A 15,340-nucleotide genomic window follows, 5' to 3' on the forward strand; every position below is an offset into this window, starting at 1 on the left:
ATCTTATTTTGAGACAGTTTTCGTTAAGCGCTGAGTGGTGCCGCGCAGCATCCCAAAACCCTCAACAAAACCTACACATTAGAAAACCATCAACCAACCCCACCTCAAGAAACACGAGTCAAGGTGCAGTGTCGTTATAGGGGCGTTGCTGATGTAGACATGCCCAGCGACCCAGTAAAAAGAAATCACATTGAAAACGATTGCTCCAACCCTAGAACCCAAATCTCCATCGAACCCATAATTGTACAACTTCAATAATTAATGTCTTACAAATAGACTCATTTAGAGATTACAAGTCTTATTGTGAGCAAGGCTCGTCTTGCTTGGGTCTTAAAAGTCTCAAAAATAGACTTAAATTAAGAAAGTTGATCTTATCTCAAGACAGCCTGTGTTCATTTAGCAAACAAACCCGCTCAACGACCTTCAAACCCAAGTGCAGCAAAATCGCAAGAATCGGGTGGGGGCAAATGACAGAAACCGCTAAAGTAATAGAGCGATCGCCCCTCCGATCATCCACTCACTGACTCCAAACCCTATGGCCACCCCAACTATTCCAGCCAGCGACTACGACCGCATCGCCAGTGCGATCGCCTTCTTGCGCGATCGCCACCAAGAGCAACCCGACCTCACTACCCTTGCCCAACACCTCCACCGGTCTACACGATACCCCCTTCGGTATCGTCCTAATTGCCGCCACTCCTCGCGGCATTGGTCATCTACGATTCGTCGAACCCGGCACCGAAATCGAAGCCGAACAAGAACTTCACATCGAATGGCCTCAAGCCACCCTCATTCCCAATTCAGACTCTACGGAAGCGATCGCCCACCGTCTCTTTACCCCAAACACTCCCGCCACCCCCCTTACCGTCCTCGTCAAAGGCACCAACTTCCAAATCCAAGTCTGGCGAGCGCTCCTCACCATTCCTCCCGGTAGCCTCACCACCTACAAAGCGATCGCCCAAGCCATTCAAAAAAACAACGCCACCCGCGCCGTCGGCACCGCCATCGGTCGAAATCCCATCGCCTATCTCATCCCCTGCCATCGCGTCATCCGTGAATCCGGAGACCTCGGCGGCTACCGTTGGGGTCTCACCCGCAAAGCCGCCATCCTAGGTTGGGAAGCAACCCACCACGCCCCCCAAGCCTAACCCCAACCCAAAACTCAAAACTCAAAACTCTACCCCCTCCCTCCCTCATTCCCCACCCCATGAAACCCACCGCCATCGCCGAACTCCTCCTCCTCGCCGCCCTCTGGGGAGCATCCTTCCTCTTTATGCGGATCGCCGTCCCTGTTCTTGGCCCCGTATGGCTAATTGAACTGCGAGTTCTCTTTGCAGGCATCGCCCTCTTACCCCTACTCCTACGAGCATCCCCTTGGCACACCATCCGTCAATACTGGCGTCCCCTTATCGTCATTGGCCTGATCAACTTAGCCTTACCCTTCATTCTACTTGCCTACACCACCCTTTATCTATCCGCAGGCTTTACCGCAATTCTCAACGCTACCGCCCCTCTCTTTGGCACCATTGTCAGTTGGATTTGGCTCAAAGAAAAACTGACATGGATTCGTGGAATCGGCTTTGGCCTTGGATTTCTGGGAGTCGTCATCCTCGTCAGTGGTCAACAATCCGCCACCCCCAGCATCACCAACGCGATCGCCATTCTCACCGGACTCTGTGGAGCCTTAATGTACGCGATCGCCGCTCCCTACGCCAAAAAATACCTCGAAAACGTGCCCTCGTTCATCACCTCAGCCGTTAGTCAATTTACTGCCGCCCTCTTTCTCCTGCCCGCACTCCCCTTCACGATTCCCACCCATCCCATTACCACCCCGGTCATCCTCTCCGTTCTTCTTCTCGCGGTCGGTTCCACCGCCCTCGCCTACATTCTCTATTTCCGCCTCATCCATAGCATCGGTTCCACCAACGCTCTCACTGTGTCCTATCTGATTCCTCTATTTGCAATGCTGTGGGGAGGTCTTTTGCTACGCGAACCCATCACCCTCTCCATGATGATTGGGTGCGGTCTGATTGTGGCCGGAGTTGCGATCGCCTACGCTAATCCACCCCATACAAAAATAGAAGATCCCAACCGATAAGAGCGATCGCCAAATCCGCAAGCGCATGACTCACATAACACGCCCACAGCGATTGATAACGCAGAAAACACAACGACCAAATCGCCCCCGCACCGAACACGCCCAACGATCCAAAAATCGTTACCAACGTATTGCCCGTATATCCCGCCAGCGCAATGATGTGATGCAGCGTAAAGCAAAGCGCCGATAGATAGACCGCATACGGTTCCTTCACCAGTACCGCACATTTCTGATAGACAAACCAACGCCACACGTACTCTTCTACCAGCGCATTGATCACCGTAAAATAGACCGCAAAACCCAGAAAGAATAGAGGTCGGGTCAATCCCACCAATGCTGCCGCATCCCTCACAATCTCGGCATCCAATAGCGATCGCCCAATACTCAAATAGGCCAAGAGAATCACCCCAGCCATCGCCAAGCCCAGCGTCGTCCCAGCCGCAATCTCTCTCCGAGATGGCGACACCCACCGCACTCTATCTCGGTCAATCCCCAGAAACCACGCCAGCGGCAATCCCAGCAACACCCCTCGCGTCACCACAAAAATAGACCGCCCAACCCCACCACTAACATAGAGCCGAGCCGCCATCCCCGAAACCGCCGCTCCCACCACCAGCAGAAGGGCGATCGCCGCTTGAAATTGTCGTTTAAGTCCTAATCCAGCGGACATCCATCCACCCGATTCAGCACCCGCAGATCCTCCTCATCCAACCGATCCGGCACCCCATTCCGAATCAGCTCTGCAAAATCCTCATTCGGAACCATAATGCACAGCATATATAATCGCTTATCGCCCGTATTGATAATCTCATGGGTGCCACTGGCAGGCATCAAAATACTGTCCCCGGCCTTCAGCGGCACCACCTTACCATCACACACCGCCTCACCGTATCCCTTCAGCACAAAAAACATCTCCACCGCGCAATTATGCCGATGGGAAGGCGTTTTCGCTCCTGCCTCAAAAATCTCTACGCAGTAGGTCAGCGACGCATCCGCCGACTTCGGATCAAACACAATCGCCAACCGATTGCGATCGCTCGCACTAATCCGAAAGACCTGATAATCCTCAGGCGTTTTTACGACCGGAATTTTGCAGGCTGTCGTGATCATCAGTATCTCCTACTCTATAAAACGGCGATCGCACTTCATCTCGTAGGATGTGTTAGCTCTAGCGCAACGCATCAAATCCGTACCCGACGGTGCGCCACAGTTTTGCCTAACAGCACCCTACACTAACTGACCTAAAATGGTGGGCGATCGTAGGTTGGGCATCGCCCAACTAAACGTTCTTGAATTCAGGGCAACCCACCAAATTAACCTAGCCATGCTACTACTACCAGGATCTAGCGAGAATCCCCCAATTGGGCAAGAACCGTTACAAACCGTAAAGCGATCGCCCCGACCGAGGCTTGCTATAGTAGAGAGCTGATCGCCCCGACCGAGGCTTGCTATAGTAGAGAGCTAGGGCAACCCTAACCCGCCATCCTATGGATATTCCTCGCCTCCATCCCGACACCATCGAACAGGTTAAAACCCGCGTTGACATTGTTGATGTCGTGTCCGAACACGTCGTCCTTCGTAAACGTGGCAAAGACATGGTCGGCCTCTGCCCCTTCCACGACGACAAATCCCCCAGCTTCACCGTCAGTCCCAGCAAACAACTGTATTACTGCTTCAGTTGTGGTGCAGGCGGTAACGCCATCAAATTCCTCATGGAAATTGGCAAACGCTCCTTCAGTGACGTGGTTCTCGATCTCGCCAAACGCTACCAAGTCTCCGTCCAAACCCTCGAACCCGCTCAACGTAAAGAACTCCAGCGTCGTCTCTCCCTCCGCGAGCAGCTCTACGAAATTCTAGCTATCACCGCTCGCTTCTTCGGACACGCCCTCCACCAGCCCCAAGGCAGCGACGCCCTCCAATACATCAAAGACAATCGCCACCTCGACGATACCACCATCCAACGCTTCCAAATTGGCTATGCCCCCGCCGGATGGCAAACCCTCCACGGCTACCTCGTAGACCAAAAACGATACCCCGTAGACCTTGTTGAAAAAGCCGGACTCATCGTTCCCCGCCAAGGCAACAGCGGCTACTATGACCGTTTCCGCGATCGCCTCATGATTCCCATCTTCGATATCCAAGGCCGCGTCATCGGCTTTGGTGGACGGGCCCTCGGTGACGAACAGCCCAAATATCTCAACTCCCCCGAAACTGAACTTTTTGACAAAGGCAAAACCCTCTTTGGTCTCGACAAAGCCAAAGGGGCGATCGCTAAACAAGACCGAGCTATCGTGGTCGAAGGCTATTTTGATGTCATTGCTCTCCACGCCGCAGGTATCGAAAATACCGTTGCCGCCCTAGGGACAGCCCTCAGCATCGACCAAGTTCGCCAACTCCTCCGCTACACCGAATCCAAACAGATCATCCTCAACTTTGACGCCGACGCCGCCGGGGATAAAGCCGCCCAACGCGCCATCGGTGAAGTTGCCGACCTCGCCTATCGCGGTGAAATTCAGCTTCGCGTCCTCAACATCCCCGACGGTAAAGATCCCGATGAATACCTCAAAGTCCACTCCAAAACCGACTACACTACCCTCCTCGACGAATCCCCCCTCTGGCTCGACTGGCAAATTCAGCAACTCCTCAAAGACCAAGATCTCCGTCAGCCCGATCAGTTCCAAACCAGCATCCAAGCGATCGTAGAACTCCTTGGTAACCTCCCCAACGCCACCCTCCGCACCCACTACATCCACCGCTGTGCCGAACTCCTCAGCAACGGTGATGGTCGTCTTGCTGTCCGCCTCGAAGACGATCTCCGGCTCCAAGTCCGGGGGCAACGCTGGCATGGGCGATCGCAAAAATGGCAACGACCCAGCGATCGCACCCTCCTTGAAGTCGCCGAATCCCAACTCCTGCGCCTCTACATCCATTCACCGAGCGATCGCCCCACCATCACCACCGCCATCGAAGAAAGAGACCTCGAATTCAGCATCGGCTACTGTCGTGCCCTCTGGCAGCAGATCCTAGACATCGATAGTGACGATACCCTCGATCCCAATCAACTCACCGACGAACTGCGCGATCGCTGTTCAACCCTACCCGAAAGTAACGCCATCCAGTCTCTTTTCCACCTCGACGAAAAGACCCACCGCGACATTCTCCGTGCCCCCCTCGTCATCCGTGCCGCCACCGCCTGCATGGAACGCGTCATGTGCGAAAAACGCTATCGCCACTTCAACGAACTCTGGCTCCAAACCGATTTCGCCACCCAACCCGAAGAAGCCCTCAAATACCAGCAGCAAATGTACGCTGAAAAACAGCGCATCCGTGACCTTGAACAAACCGAACGCCGAGTCACCTTTGCCGATCTTACCCAGACACCCTGGGTTGGTATTTTGCAAGACTATCCAACCCCTTCAGAGATTGAAGAATAGTCTCTTCTCTCATACGAAATCCTGCTATAGGGTGGCACTAAACCCCACCGCCTGACGGCACCTCCCCTACCCTGCGGGAAGCCGCTTCGCGTCTAGGGTAAGGGGAGGTTGGGAGGGGTCTCTGAAATAGTGCTACTTTACGAATCGGATTCCGTATCAAACACATATTTCTCAACCAACGACTGTGATTCCAATCATCCAATCGAAAATATTATCGGTGGCCAAGGGAACGATACCATTACAGGCGACGGTCTCGACAACAGCATCTCTGGCAACGCAGGCAACGATTTCCTCGATGGTGGCTTTGGCTTCGACATTATCGACGGCGGTAGCGGCAACGACACCACCACCTACGACTTCTTCTCCGGCCCCATCGTTGCCAACCTTGCCACCGGAACCGTTGGTTTTCCTGGCAACTCCGATCGCACCGACACTCTCATCTCCATCGAAAACATCATTGGCAGTCGCGGCAACGACACCCTAGGGGGCAACGATGACAATAACCGCATCCTAGGCAATACCGGAAATGATCAAATAGTAGGACGGAGTGGGCGCGATCGCCTCTTTGGGCAAGACGGCAACGATCGCATCGATGGCGGTGCAGACAACGACACTATCCAAACCGGAACCGGAGCCGACACCATCGTACTTCGCCGCAATGGCGGATTCGATCGCGTGCGAGACTTCCAGGACGAAGCCGACACCTTCGACCTTACGGGCAGACTCCAGTTTGGTCAACTTTCCATTCGGCAACGTCGAGATGATGTGATCGTTTCCGTAGGCGACACAAACCTCCTGCGCATTGACGATATCAATACAGCCCAACTCAGTCGGACCGACTTCATTTAATCCCCAGCTTCCGGAAAAGTCCAAGTTAATACTCTAACTCTTCACGCGATCGCATCTCAGACCGACTGAGGGCGATCGCGTCTTCAGCGTTATTACTGAAATAATATTACCATCCATGAATCTTTTGTTAAGAAAAGAATAAAATTATCGCTATTTGCCCCAAGAATAAGCTTTATTTATTAAAGTCGTGTGCTTTGAGAAAAATTTAAAGTCCAAAGCTAGCTTTACCTGATCCGTAATACGCTGAAGACCAAGCCACTTATGAAGCAAAGATGAGCAAAATTACTGAGAGTACAGAAACTGTGTAGAGTTTCCGTAAAAACACTTATTCATCCGTATACCTAAACCTACGGTTGTGACCAGAAGACGGACATCAGTGTTCAGAAAAAAGCTCCGATCCATCCATACCATAGAGCCCCAATGTCCTACAAAATCGTTTAAATCTGTGCCTCTCAGATAAAAAACAATATGCTATGGCATAGCTGAGTGTCACGCAACTCATCTTCAAAGGATTGATTTTTTTATACTGATGGCCTTGAAACTACGGTTATTCCAGTTAGGGTCATCATAGAAATCAGGGTCTTGCAACATTCGTGGTTTCACGGATCACGTCTACATGTAGTTTCTTCTTATAGTTCCAATGGTTTTGCGAGGTGCGAATTTTCCAATGGTTTCAATATCCACAAGCAGGCTAGTGTTCATAGACTCGGGTTTAGATCACTATCAACATTTAGCCGAAGGCACCGTAGAGGGCGTTGAGGTTGTCATTCTAGACCCCCATCAGGACGGAATTGAACAGATTACCCATGTTCTGCAATCCCGACAAAATGTAGAAGCCGTACACATCCTTTCCCACGCCGCACCGGGCGTCCTGTCCTTAGGAAACACACAGCTAAGCCCATCCACTCTACCTAGCTACTGTCCATCCCTCCAAAGCTGGTCGAGTGCCCTATCCAAAACTGCTGAAATTCTCCTATATGGCTGTAGATTCGCGGCCAACACCGCAGGGCGATCGCTCGTTCAGCACCTCGCCCGTTTAACTCAGGCAACCGTTGCCGCATCCGATACGCTTACAGGAGCCGCCTCCCTAGGTGGGGACTGGAATCTGGCGGTACGCACGGCTCCCATGCAAGCCATTCCCGCCTTCCGCACCGACGTGCTGCAAACCTACAGTGCCGTTATGCCGGAGTTCAACTGGTCAGATCCGGACATTGATTGGCCTGATGGCAGCATTGGCACCGTCGTCTTCGAAAACGTTGATGGTACAGACGTAGACTTCACCATCAGCGTAGATCCGACCGATGGCGTCGCCTTCGGTTCGGCAGGGGGTGTCCAAACACCGGATGACACGGATTTCCTGGAAGGGGGAGAGGATCTTCCCCAAGAGTCGCTCCACATCACGATGGACAACGAGACACTGCAAGACGTCGTCACCACAACGGTTACCGTCAGTCGTCCGGTCAAAAATGTCAGATTCCAGGTCTACGACATTGATGAGGAATTTGCGACCCAAGGGTGGCAAGACGAAGTCGTCATTATCGGATTCTTTGGCGATACCGTTGTTTTCCCAACCCTCACCGCCAATCCTGGAGCCACCTACACCATTCAGGACAACATTGCCACAGGGGTAGGTAATGCTCCTAACACGGGGCCAGACTCTGACACGGGAACTTTAAACGTTCTCTTCAATTCTCCCATTACCAGCTACCAAGTCATCTACCGCAACGGGCCAGACGCGGCGACCGATCCAGGGGAGCAGGGTATTTCCATTCTCAGCAACATCTTCTTCAGAACTGGCGATCGATTTCCCGACACCGATGATTCCCGACTTCGTATTGCTCCCGGTAATACAGCCCTAGTTCCCGGTCTCGGCGGCAGCGATCCCGATGGCAGAGTGGTGCGATTCCGCGTTACCTCCATCCCCGATGCTGCCCAAGGAACCCTATTCTTGGGTAATCCAGACAACGGTGGCACTGAACTCTCTGAGGGCGATCGCATCCGAGCCCGCCAAATCGACACCGTCTTCTTCCAAGCCAGCAACTCCTTCACAGGCGACACCTTCGAATACGCCGCCATCGATAACGACGGTAACCAAGACCCCACCCCAGGTGTTGTCCGCCTCCGTCCAAAAAATCCAGATTCAGGTTCATCGAACCAGCGTCCAAACACCAATGATGTCGATAAACGTGTCCAACCCGACTCCGTTAAACGCTTAAGGGGTCTCAGTGGCACCGATCCCGATGGCACCGTCGAACAGTTCCGCATCGAGACCCTCCCCGCCCCCCGGCAGGGCACCCTTTTCTTTGGAAACCCCAATCGCAACAACGCGACCGCCGTTGTCAGGCGGCAAATCATTGATGCCACCGACATCAGCAACCTATTTTTCCAATCCACTGCTAACTTTAGCTCTACCAGCTTTAAATACGCTGCCATCGATAACGAGGGCGCACGCGATCGCACCCCCGCAACGGTGAGCCTACGCAGCAAGGGCACACCCACGAACCGTCCTCCCGAAACAGTGCCCTTTATCGCCACCGTTCCACCCAACGCTGTTGTTCAATTAATCGAAGAGCCATCGGGTCAATCCTTTGAAGCGACCGATCCCGACGGAGACGACACCATTGAGACCTTTACAATCCTAAAACTGCCACCGAAACGGTTTGGCGAACTGTTTATCGGTGACCCAGGCAGACGCGGAACCTCTGTCGTCAAAGAAGAACCGATCGATATTGCTCAAATCGATCAAATCTTTTTTGCCTCGGCAGAAGCGTTCAACTCAGAGCTCGGCGCAACCCCCTTCCGGATTCGGTATACCGCTACGGACGATCAGGGCGCATCTGATCCCACGCCTGCACGAGTCCTTGTTGCGCCTGAAGCCGGTGTCCCTAGACCCCCATGCCGTCCGGGGGAAACCATCAAGGGAACCCCGCGCAATGACCGACTCTCCGGCGGGCCTGACGCCGATCAGATCTTCGGTAGAGACGGTAATGATAGTCTTCGCGGTCGCCTTTGCGATGATCTCGTTATTGGCGGCAATGGTAATGACTTAGTCCTAGGCCAAGCGGGGAACGATATTCTAGATGGTGGCGAAGGAAGCGATCGCCTTGAGGGGGGATCCGGCAGAGACCTTCTCAAAGGTCGATCAGGTCAGGATAGCCTCAGCGGCCAAGACGGGAACGATAATTTGCGCGGTGGCAAAGACAAAGATTTCCTCAGTGGCGGTGCCGGAGACGATATCCTGCTCGGCAGAAGCGATGATGACGAAATTGCCGGAGACGACGGTAACGACTCCATCATCGGCGGACGGGGCGACGATCGCATCCAAGGTGGCGATGGGGAAGATACCATCCAAGGAAAAAGCGGTAACGATCGCATCCAAGGTAACCTGGGGAACGATCGCATCCAAGGTGATCGAGGAGATGACACCATTTCTGCTCGGATTGGTCGAGATATTGTAAATGGTGGACTTAGAAACGACATCATAAATGGTGATGCAGGGCGCGATCGCCTCCGAGGCGAAAACGGGGACGATCGCATCAGCGGTGGTGCAGGGCGCGATCGCCTCTGTGGCAATGCAGGCAATGATCGTCTGCGCGGCAATCAAGGTAATGATATCGCCAGCGGCGGCAGAGATAACGACTTCCTCAGTGGTCGAAACGGTGACGATCGCCTCCGAGGTGCATCCGGAAATGACGTTGCCCGTGGCAATGGCGGTGACGATACCCTCATTGGCAACCGAGGCCAAGACCGCCTTAATGGTCGCCAAGACAACGACACCATTATTGGCGGTAAAGCCGAAGATGTACTCACAGGCGGCAGAGGCAGCGATACCTTCGTCTATCGCACCATTCGTGATGGTGGCGAAACCGGAGATGCTATCCGCAGATTCTCGACCCGTGAAGACTTCATCGATCTCAGTGAACTGTTTAGCAAAAAGCAGTTCGCCAACCAGCGGAAGTTTAGCCGCTACGTCAGCCTCACCCAAGTCGGTAACGGTACCCAGCTCGACATCGATATCGCTGGGGAAGACGGTGATAAGTTCCGCCCCTTTGCCTTACTTCGTGGTGTAAATGTAGACACCATCGATCGCACTAACTTCATCCTCTAAGGAAAGCCTAGAGCAGACTAGGGTTCCTGCATATCAAGCAGAATCCTAAACCATGCGAGGGTTATTTTGTGGAAATCCGCAAAGTAACCCTCAATCCGTTGTAGCCTCCTGCGTCCACTGCCATAGTGCCTGCTGATGTACCTGGCGGAGGGGAACCTTTGCCGCACGAGCATGCTGCGCACAGTCCTCATATTCCGGCTGCACATTCAACACAGCCCCATGATCCGGTTGTCGAGCCACCTTAACCCGTACCGTTCCATAGGGGGTATCTACGGCCTGAATTTCCCGGTCTAAAATCGTGCGATCGCACACTTGGCGACGAATCCCCAACGTCGTCGTTTCCTGAAACAGAACCGCCTCGCAATCCACCACCGCATCCCCAGGACAAATCACCGTAATCAACAATCCCGGTCGTGACTTCTTCATGGCGATCGCCGTCGTAAACACATCCAATGCCCCGACTGCAAACAGCTCATCGTACAGATAGCCAATCACCTGCGGACTTAGATCATCTACCTGGGTTTCCAGGATAGTGACAGAGTCTTGGCCTTGGGGTGGAGAGGGGGAGGGGTGAACGGGGGAAGAATGGGGGTGGGTGTGATCGTGAGGGTGGGTGTGATCGTGGGGATGCGGATGGGCGTGATCGTGAGGATAGGGATGGGAATGGGAAACCTGCGTCTGAGATTGGAACCAGGACGAGGGGCGATCGCCAATCCATAGCCGCAGCACATTCGCAATTGGAAGCTGCCGACTGCCTGCCCCCAGTCCCACCTTCCGCACCATCATCTCAGGCACACCGCCAAACGATTTTGCCAGAGTAGTGGCGATCGCTGCTCCCGTCGGCGTTACCAATTCCCGCTCAATGCCATTGCTATATACCGGAACCTGGCGCATCTCCCACAGCTTCAGCACCGCAGGCGTCGGAACAGGCAACCGCCCATGCGCCGCCCAAATCGTCCCTCCTCCTACAGGTAACGCCGAACAATAAAGCTCATCCACCCCTAGCCAGTCCAGCCCCAAACACGTCCCCACAATATCCACGATCGCATCCGTTGCCCCCACCTCATGAAAATGCACCTCCTCCGGCGCAATCCCATGGGCCAGTGCCTCTGCCTTCGCCAAATTCCGAAAAATTGCCAAGCTCCACCGTTCCACCCGCTCCGGAAGCTTAGCCGCCCGAATCAACGCTTCAATTTCCGGTAAATGCCGAGTCCCCTCACCATGATTGTGGGGATGCGCCATAGTCGGGGCATAATCGACCCCCACCTCCTGATGCTCCCTTGGCGGCATCGCCACCGATTGCTGCAATTCCACATGCACCTTCATAGCCCGTAATCCATTGGGATATCGTGGCTCCGACCACAGGCGATACTCATCGGCCAGCCCTAGTTGTGCCAGTTGGTTAGCAATATACTCCAGCGGCACCCCCGCATCCACCAATGCCCCTAAACACATATCTCCGGCAAGTCCGGTGGGGCAGTCGAAATACGCTAACGTGGTCATAGATTTAAAACTGGCAATAACGTATGGCGATAATATACGAACTTCATCCTGACACGCCGCAAACGTACCGGATAGAAAAAATTAGAGACGCACTCCGATCCGGGGCAGTCATGCTATACCCCACCGATACGGTCTACGCCATTGGCTGCGATCTTAATGTTAAATCAGCCGTAGAACGGGTGCGGCGCATCAAGCAACTCTCCAGCGAAAAACCACTCACATTCCTGTGTTCATCCCTATCCAACATTTCCCATTATGCCTTCGTCACCAACGAAGCCTATCGCGTCCTCAAACGCCTGATTCCAGGACCCTATACCTTTCTCCTGCCTGCCACCAAGCTCGTCCCAAAATTGGTAATGAACCCCAAGCGCAAAACCACCGGAATTCGCGTTCCCGACTCGGCCATTTGTCAGGCGTTGCTGAAATCCCTAGATAATCCCATTATTTCAACCTCTGCCCTCACCATTTTTGACGATCAGCCCCACTACACCTCCAAGGCTGAGCTATTTGATCGCTTTGACCCCGTTGTCGATGTCATGATCGACGATGGTCTGGAGTTAAAGTACCAAGTTTCGACCATGCTAGACCTGACCACCGATGAACCCACCATCCTTCGTAAAGGGCTAGGCTGGCAAGAGGCATCCGCTTGGGCGACTGAAGCAAGCGTCTAGTCCGCTCTCCGTAGTTTTGAGCAGTATCCAGTTGAAATAGACACTTGTATAAGTGTCCCATTAGGGAACGTTGGTATCGGTTTTAGAGTCGATCAAACCTGAACACTGTGAAACACGTCCATACTGAGAGTTTGGTGGAAGTTAAGCGATCGCTCAACTTGAGGCTCACCCAATCAGGCTAAACCAATAGAGGATGAGGTTACCTCCAAGAGTGACACACCTTGCCCCCTATCAGGTGATAGAACTGCGTAGAGTTTGGATGTGTTGAATCAGTCAGGGTGCACCTGCCGCAATTAAGGTCAATCCTTGCTCGACCATGTCGCGCCGGATGATTCATCTCAACCCCTGGATCCACTCCGGATTCCACAGTGGGATCTCCCAATTCTTTGCCCACGTGCATCACCGCAAGGTTTATCTACCCATGAACGCAAAATCCACTCAGCCTCCCTCATCTCCTAATTCTCAGGACATCCAAACCGCTCCGGATACTTTTACCAACTCGACGTGCACCGCTAGCGCAGAGTCAAGCGTTACCGCCCTATCCCAAGGCACCACGGGTTACACCGAGCCAAACCGCACCATTGAATCCCTCGATATCCATCGCCTTGCCCACACCATCCAAGCCGAGTTCCAAACCGAACTGGGAGCATCTGTTGCCGGGGCCAATGCCGTCGCTCACCGCATTGCCATCGAAGTCAGTCGCATCTGCGCCAAGAGCGATCGCATTCAAGACTCCGGCCAGATTGAAAGCTGGCAGATGACCCTAGCGCGTCATCGCATTCAAAAATGTCTCACCTACTATCGCCTCGGATCGCGGCGCGGACGGGTCGAACTCCACAGCCAGCTCAGTGCCATGGTCTATCGTCACATCACCCACACCCGCACCTACCTTGGCTTTCAAGGACGCTATAACCTGATTGAAGACTTCCTCCAAGGATTCTATATCGAAGTCCTCAAGGCCTTTCGCCGCGAGAACAATCTCCCCGCTCACTACAGCCCCCGTACCCGGATCGAACTCGCCGAGTACATGGCCTTTAGCGAACAGTACGCCAAGCGACGCATTAACCTGCCAGCTCGGCGGAATCAGCAGCTCATTGTCCTCCGTGCTCAAGGGTTTGCCAGTCGCCAACCGCCAGAAGCCGCTGTCGATATGGAAGCTGCTGTTGAAACTGGACGCACCGAAGAAGCCGAAGCCTACGGGCGATCGCCCTTGGTGCAGCAAGTCCGCGAACAAATGGTGGCCGAGGTGGCCGACCCCACCGATTCCGTCCTGCGCGATCGCATCATCCGCGAACTCATCGACTATCTCGAAGAGCAGGGGCAGTCCGAATGTATTGACTACCTCATTCTCAAACTACAAGATCTGTCCGCCTCCGAAATTGACGACATCCTGGAAATGTCCCCACGTCAGCGCGACTATCTTCAGCAACGGTTCAAATATCACGTCGAAAAATTTGCCCGATCCCACCGTTGGCAACTGGTTCACCAATGGCTAGGAGCTGATCTGGATCAAAACCTGGGCATGTCTACCCAGCAATGGGATACCTTCTTAGCACAGCTCACCCCCGAACAGCAGCAATTAGTGCAACTCAAAAAAGAGTACGCCACCGATCAGGCGATCGCCAAAGCCCTCCAATGTACCCTTAAACAGGTGCATAAACGCTGGGTCAAAGTACTAGACTTAGCATGGCAAGCGCGGAATGATACCGCTCTCAGCCGCCTCTAGTTCCGTCGAGATTTGCGATCGCCCCCATGGGATATCTTCTCCAAAATCCAACCATCGTTGGCTCCCTTCTGGTGCAGCATCTCACCATGACCGTGATCGCCTTGGCGATCGCCATCAGTGTTGCCATTCCACTCACCCTGCTCATCCACAGCCTACAATGGCTAAAGCTCGGGGTCATGGGCATCCTCAGCGTGCTGTATACGATTCCCAGCCTCGCCCTCATGATTTTGCTAATTCCCATCTTCGGTTTGAGCGCCAAATCCGTTATCGCCGCCATGGTCATCTACGCCCAAGTCATTTTGGTTCGAAATTTACTCACAGGTCTTCAAAGCTTAGACCCAGCCGTTTTAGAAGCGGCTACGGGCATGGGCATGAACCCCTGGCAACGCTGGTGGCACGTCCAGGTTCCCCTCATTCTCCCCATCTTCTTGGGCGGTTTACGCATTGCCTCCATCGTGGCGATCGCCATGGCCAGCATCGGTGCAAAATTCGGTGCAGGCGGTTTAGGAACCCTCCTCTTTGACGGCATTGCCCAGGTTGGACGCTACGACAAAATCTGGGCCGGGGCGATCGCCCTAGCAGGGCTGGCTCTGACCGTCAACGCCCTCCTCATCCTCCTGGAACAATGGGTCACGCCCCATCGCCGCCTTACTCAGCCCATCCAAGTCAGATCAACCCCGTATTCAAGCTGAGGAGAACACAGACCCCCCTGGAGGTTGAACCCATCAGAACGAGCCAGAAGGTTCTTTACGGTATCTTTACAAAAAGAGCTGTTATACTAGACGAAACGACGCAAAAATTGGTGCAAGTATCGGTAGATAAACCTATGTAAGCGGGTGCAACGCTTGCCGAGAATAAGTCAATTTCAGCCAAAGGTACGTTCATGTAACCCTAGATTTCAATCCCTGCGGGTCGATTCCCCGCCGCTCTGCGGCGTAAAATGCCAGGATG

At 53.7% G+C, this 15,340-nt stretch carries 10 protein-coding genes and 1 pseudogene; 8 read left to right on the forward strand and 3 right to left on the reverse strand.

Features of this window, described 5'->3' with window-relative positions:
• Window positions 1-535: 535 nt before the first annotated feature.
• Window positions 536-1,148: pseudogene (locus IGR76_17205) on the forward strand (methylated-DNA--[protein]-cysteine S-methyltransferase).
• Window positions 1,149-1,207: 59 nt separating this feature from the next.
• The gene (locus IGR76_17210) at window positions 1,208-2,098 is read left to right on the forward strand and encodes an EamA family transporter (protein ID MBF2080199.1); all 891 of its coding nucleotides are present in this window, start codon (window positions 1,208-1,210) and stop codon (window positions 2,096-2,098) included.
• Here IGR76_17210 and IGR76_17215 read toward each other — a convergent pair.
• Window positions 2,058-2,768, reverse strand: coding sequence for a CPBP family intramembrane metalloprotease (locus tag IGR76_17215; GenBank protein ID MBF2080200.1), 711 nt, complete (start codon window positions 2,766-2,768; stop codon window positions 2,058-2,060). The two genes, IGR76_17210 and IGR76_17215, sit on opposite strands and share 41 nt — an antisense overlap.
• Window positions 2,753-3,208 (reverse strand): cupin domain-containing protein, encoded by a 456-nt coding sequence (locus IGR76_17220; GenBank protein MBF2080201.1) that lies wholly within the window; start codon window positions 3,206-3,208, stop codon window positions 2,753-2,755. The genes IGR76_17215 and IGR76_17220 overlap by 16 nt, the downstream gene beginning before the upstream one ends.
• A 377-nt stretch (window positions 3,209-3,585) precedes the next feature.
• Between IGR76_17220 and IGR76_17225 the strand changes: the two genes are divergently transcribed.
• From IGR76_17225 to IGR76_17235, 3 genes are all read left to right on the forward strand, one after another.
• A complete protein-coding gene (locus IGR76_17225; GenBank protein MBF2080202.1) occupies window positions 3,586-5,532 on the forward strand; it encodes a DNA primase in 1,947 nt (648 codons plus the stop codon).
• 129 nt (window positions 5,533-5,661) lie between these two features.
• Window positions 5,662-6,381, forward strand: a complete 720-nt coding sequence (locus tag IGR76_17230; GenBank protein ID MBF2080203.1) for a hypothetical protein — start codon at window positions 5,662-5,664, stop codon at window positions 6,379-6,381.
• 694 nt (window positions 6,382-7,075) lie between these two features.
• The gene (locus IGR76_17235; GenBank protein MBF2080204.1) at window positions 7,076-10,489 is read left to right on the forward strand and encodes a DUF4347 domain-containing protein; all 3,414 of its coding nucleotides are present in this window, start codon (window positions 7,076-7,078) and stop codon (window positions 10,487-10,489) included.
• Window positions 10,490-10,579: 90 nt separating this feature from the next.
• Here IGR76_17235 and larC read toward each other — a convergent pair whose 3' ends face one another.
• Window positions 10,580-11,992 carry a nickel pincer cofactor biosynthesis protein LarC gene (larC, locus tag IGR76_17240; protein MBF2080205.1) on the reverse strand — a complete coding sequence of 471 codons (1,413 nt, stop codon included), beginning with the start codon at window positions 11,990-11,992 and terminating at the stop codon, window positions 10,580-10,582.
• Between the two features lie 23 nt (window positions 11,993-12,015).
• Here larC and IGR76_17245 point away from each other — a divergent pair, with 23 nt between their 5' ends.
• From IGR76_17245 to IGR76_17255, 3 genes are all read left to right on the forward strand, one after another.
• Window positions 12,016-12,663 (forward strand): threonylcarbamoyl-AMP synthase, encoded by a 648-nt coding sequence (locus IGR76_17245; protein MBF2080206.1) that lies wholly within the window; start codon window positions 12,016-12,018, stop codon window positions 12,661-12,663.
• Window positions 12,664-13,084: 421 nt separating this feature from the next.
• Window positions 13,085-14,389, forward strand: coding sequence for a HetZ-related protein (locus tag IGR76_17250; protein ID MBF2080207.1), 1,305 nt, complete (start codon window positions 13,085-13,087; stop codon window positions 14,387-14,389).
• A gap of 26 nt (window positions 14,390-14,415) precedes the next feature.
• Window positions 14,416-15,081, forward strand: a complete 666-nt coding sequence (locus IGR76_17255) for an ABC transporter permease (GenBank protein MBF2080208.1) — start codon at window positions 14,416-14,418, stop codon at window positions 15,079-15,081.
• Window positions 15,082-15,340 lie beyond the last annotated feature (259 nt).

The organism is Synechococcales cyanobacterium T60_A2020_003 (assembly GCA_015272205.1).
GTDB lineage: Bacteria > Cyanobacteriota > Cyanobacteriia > RECH01 > RECH01 > JACYMB01.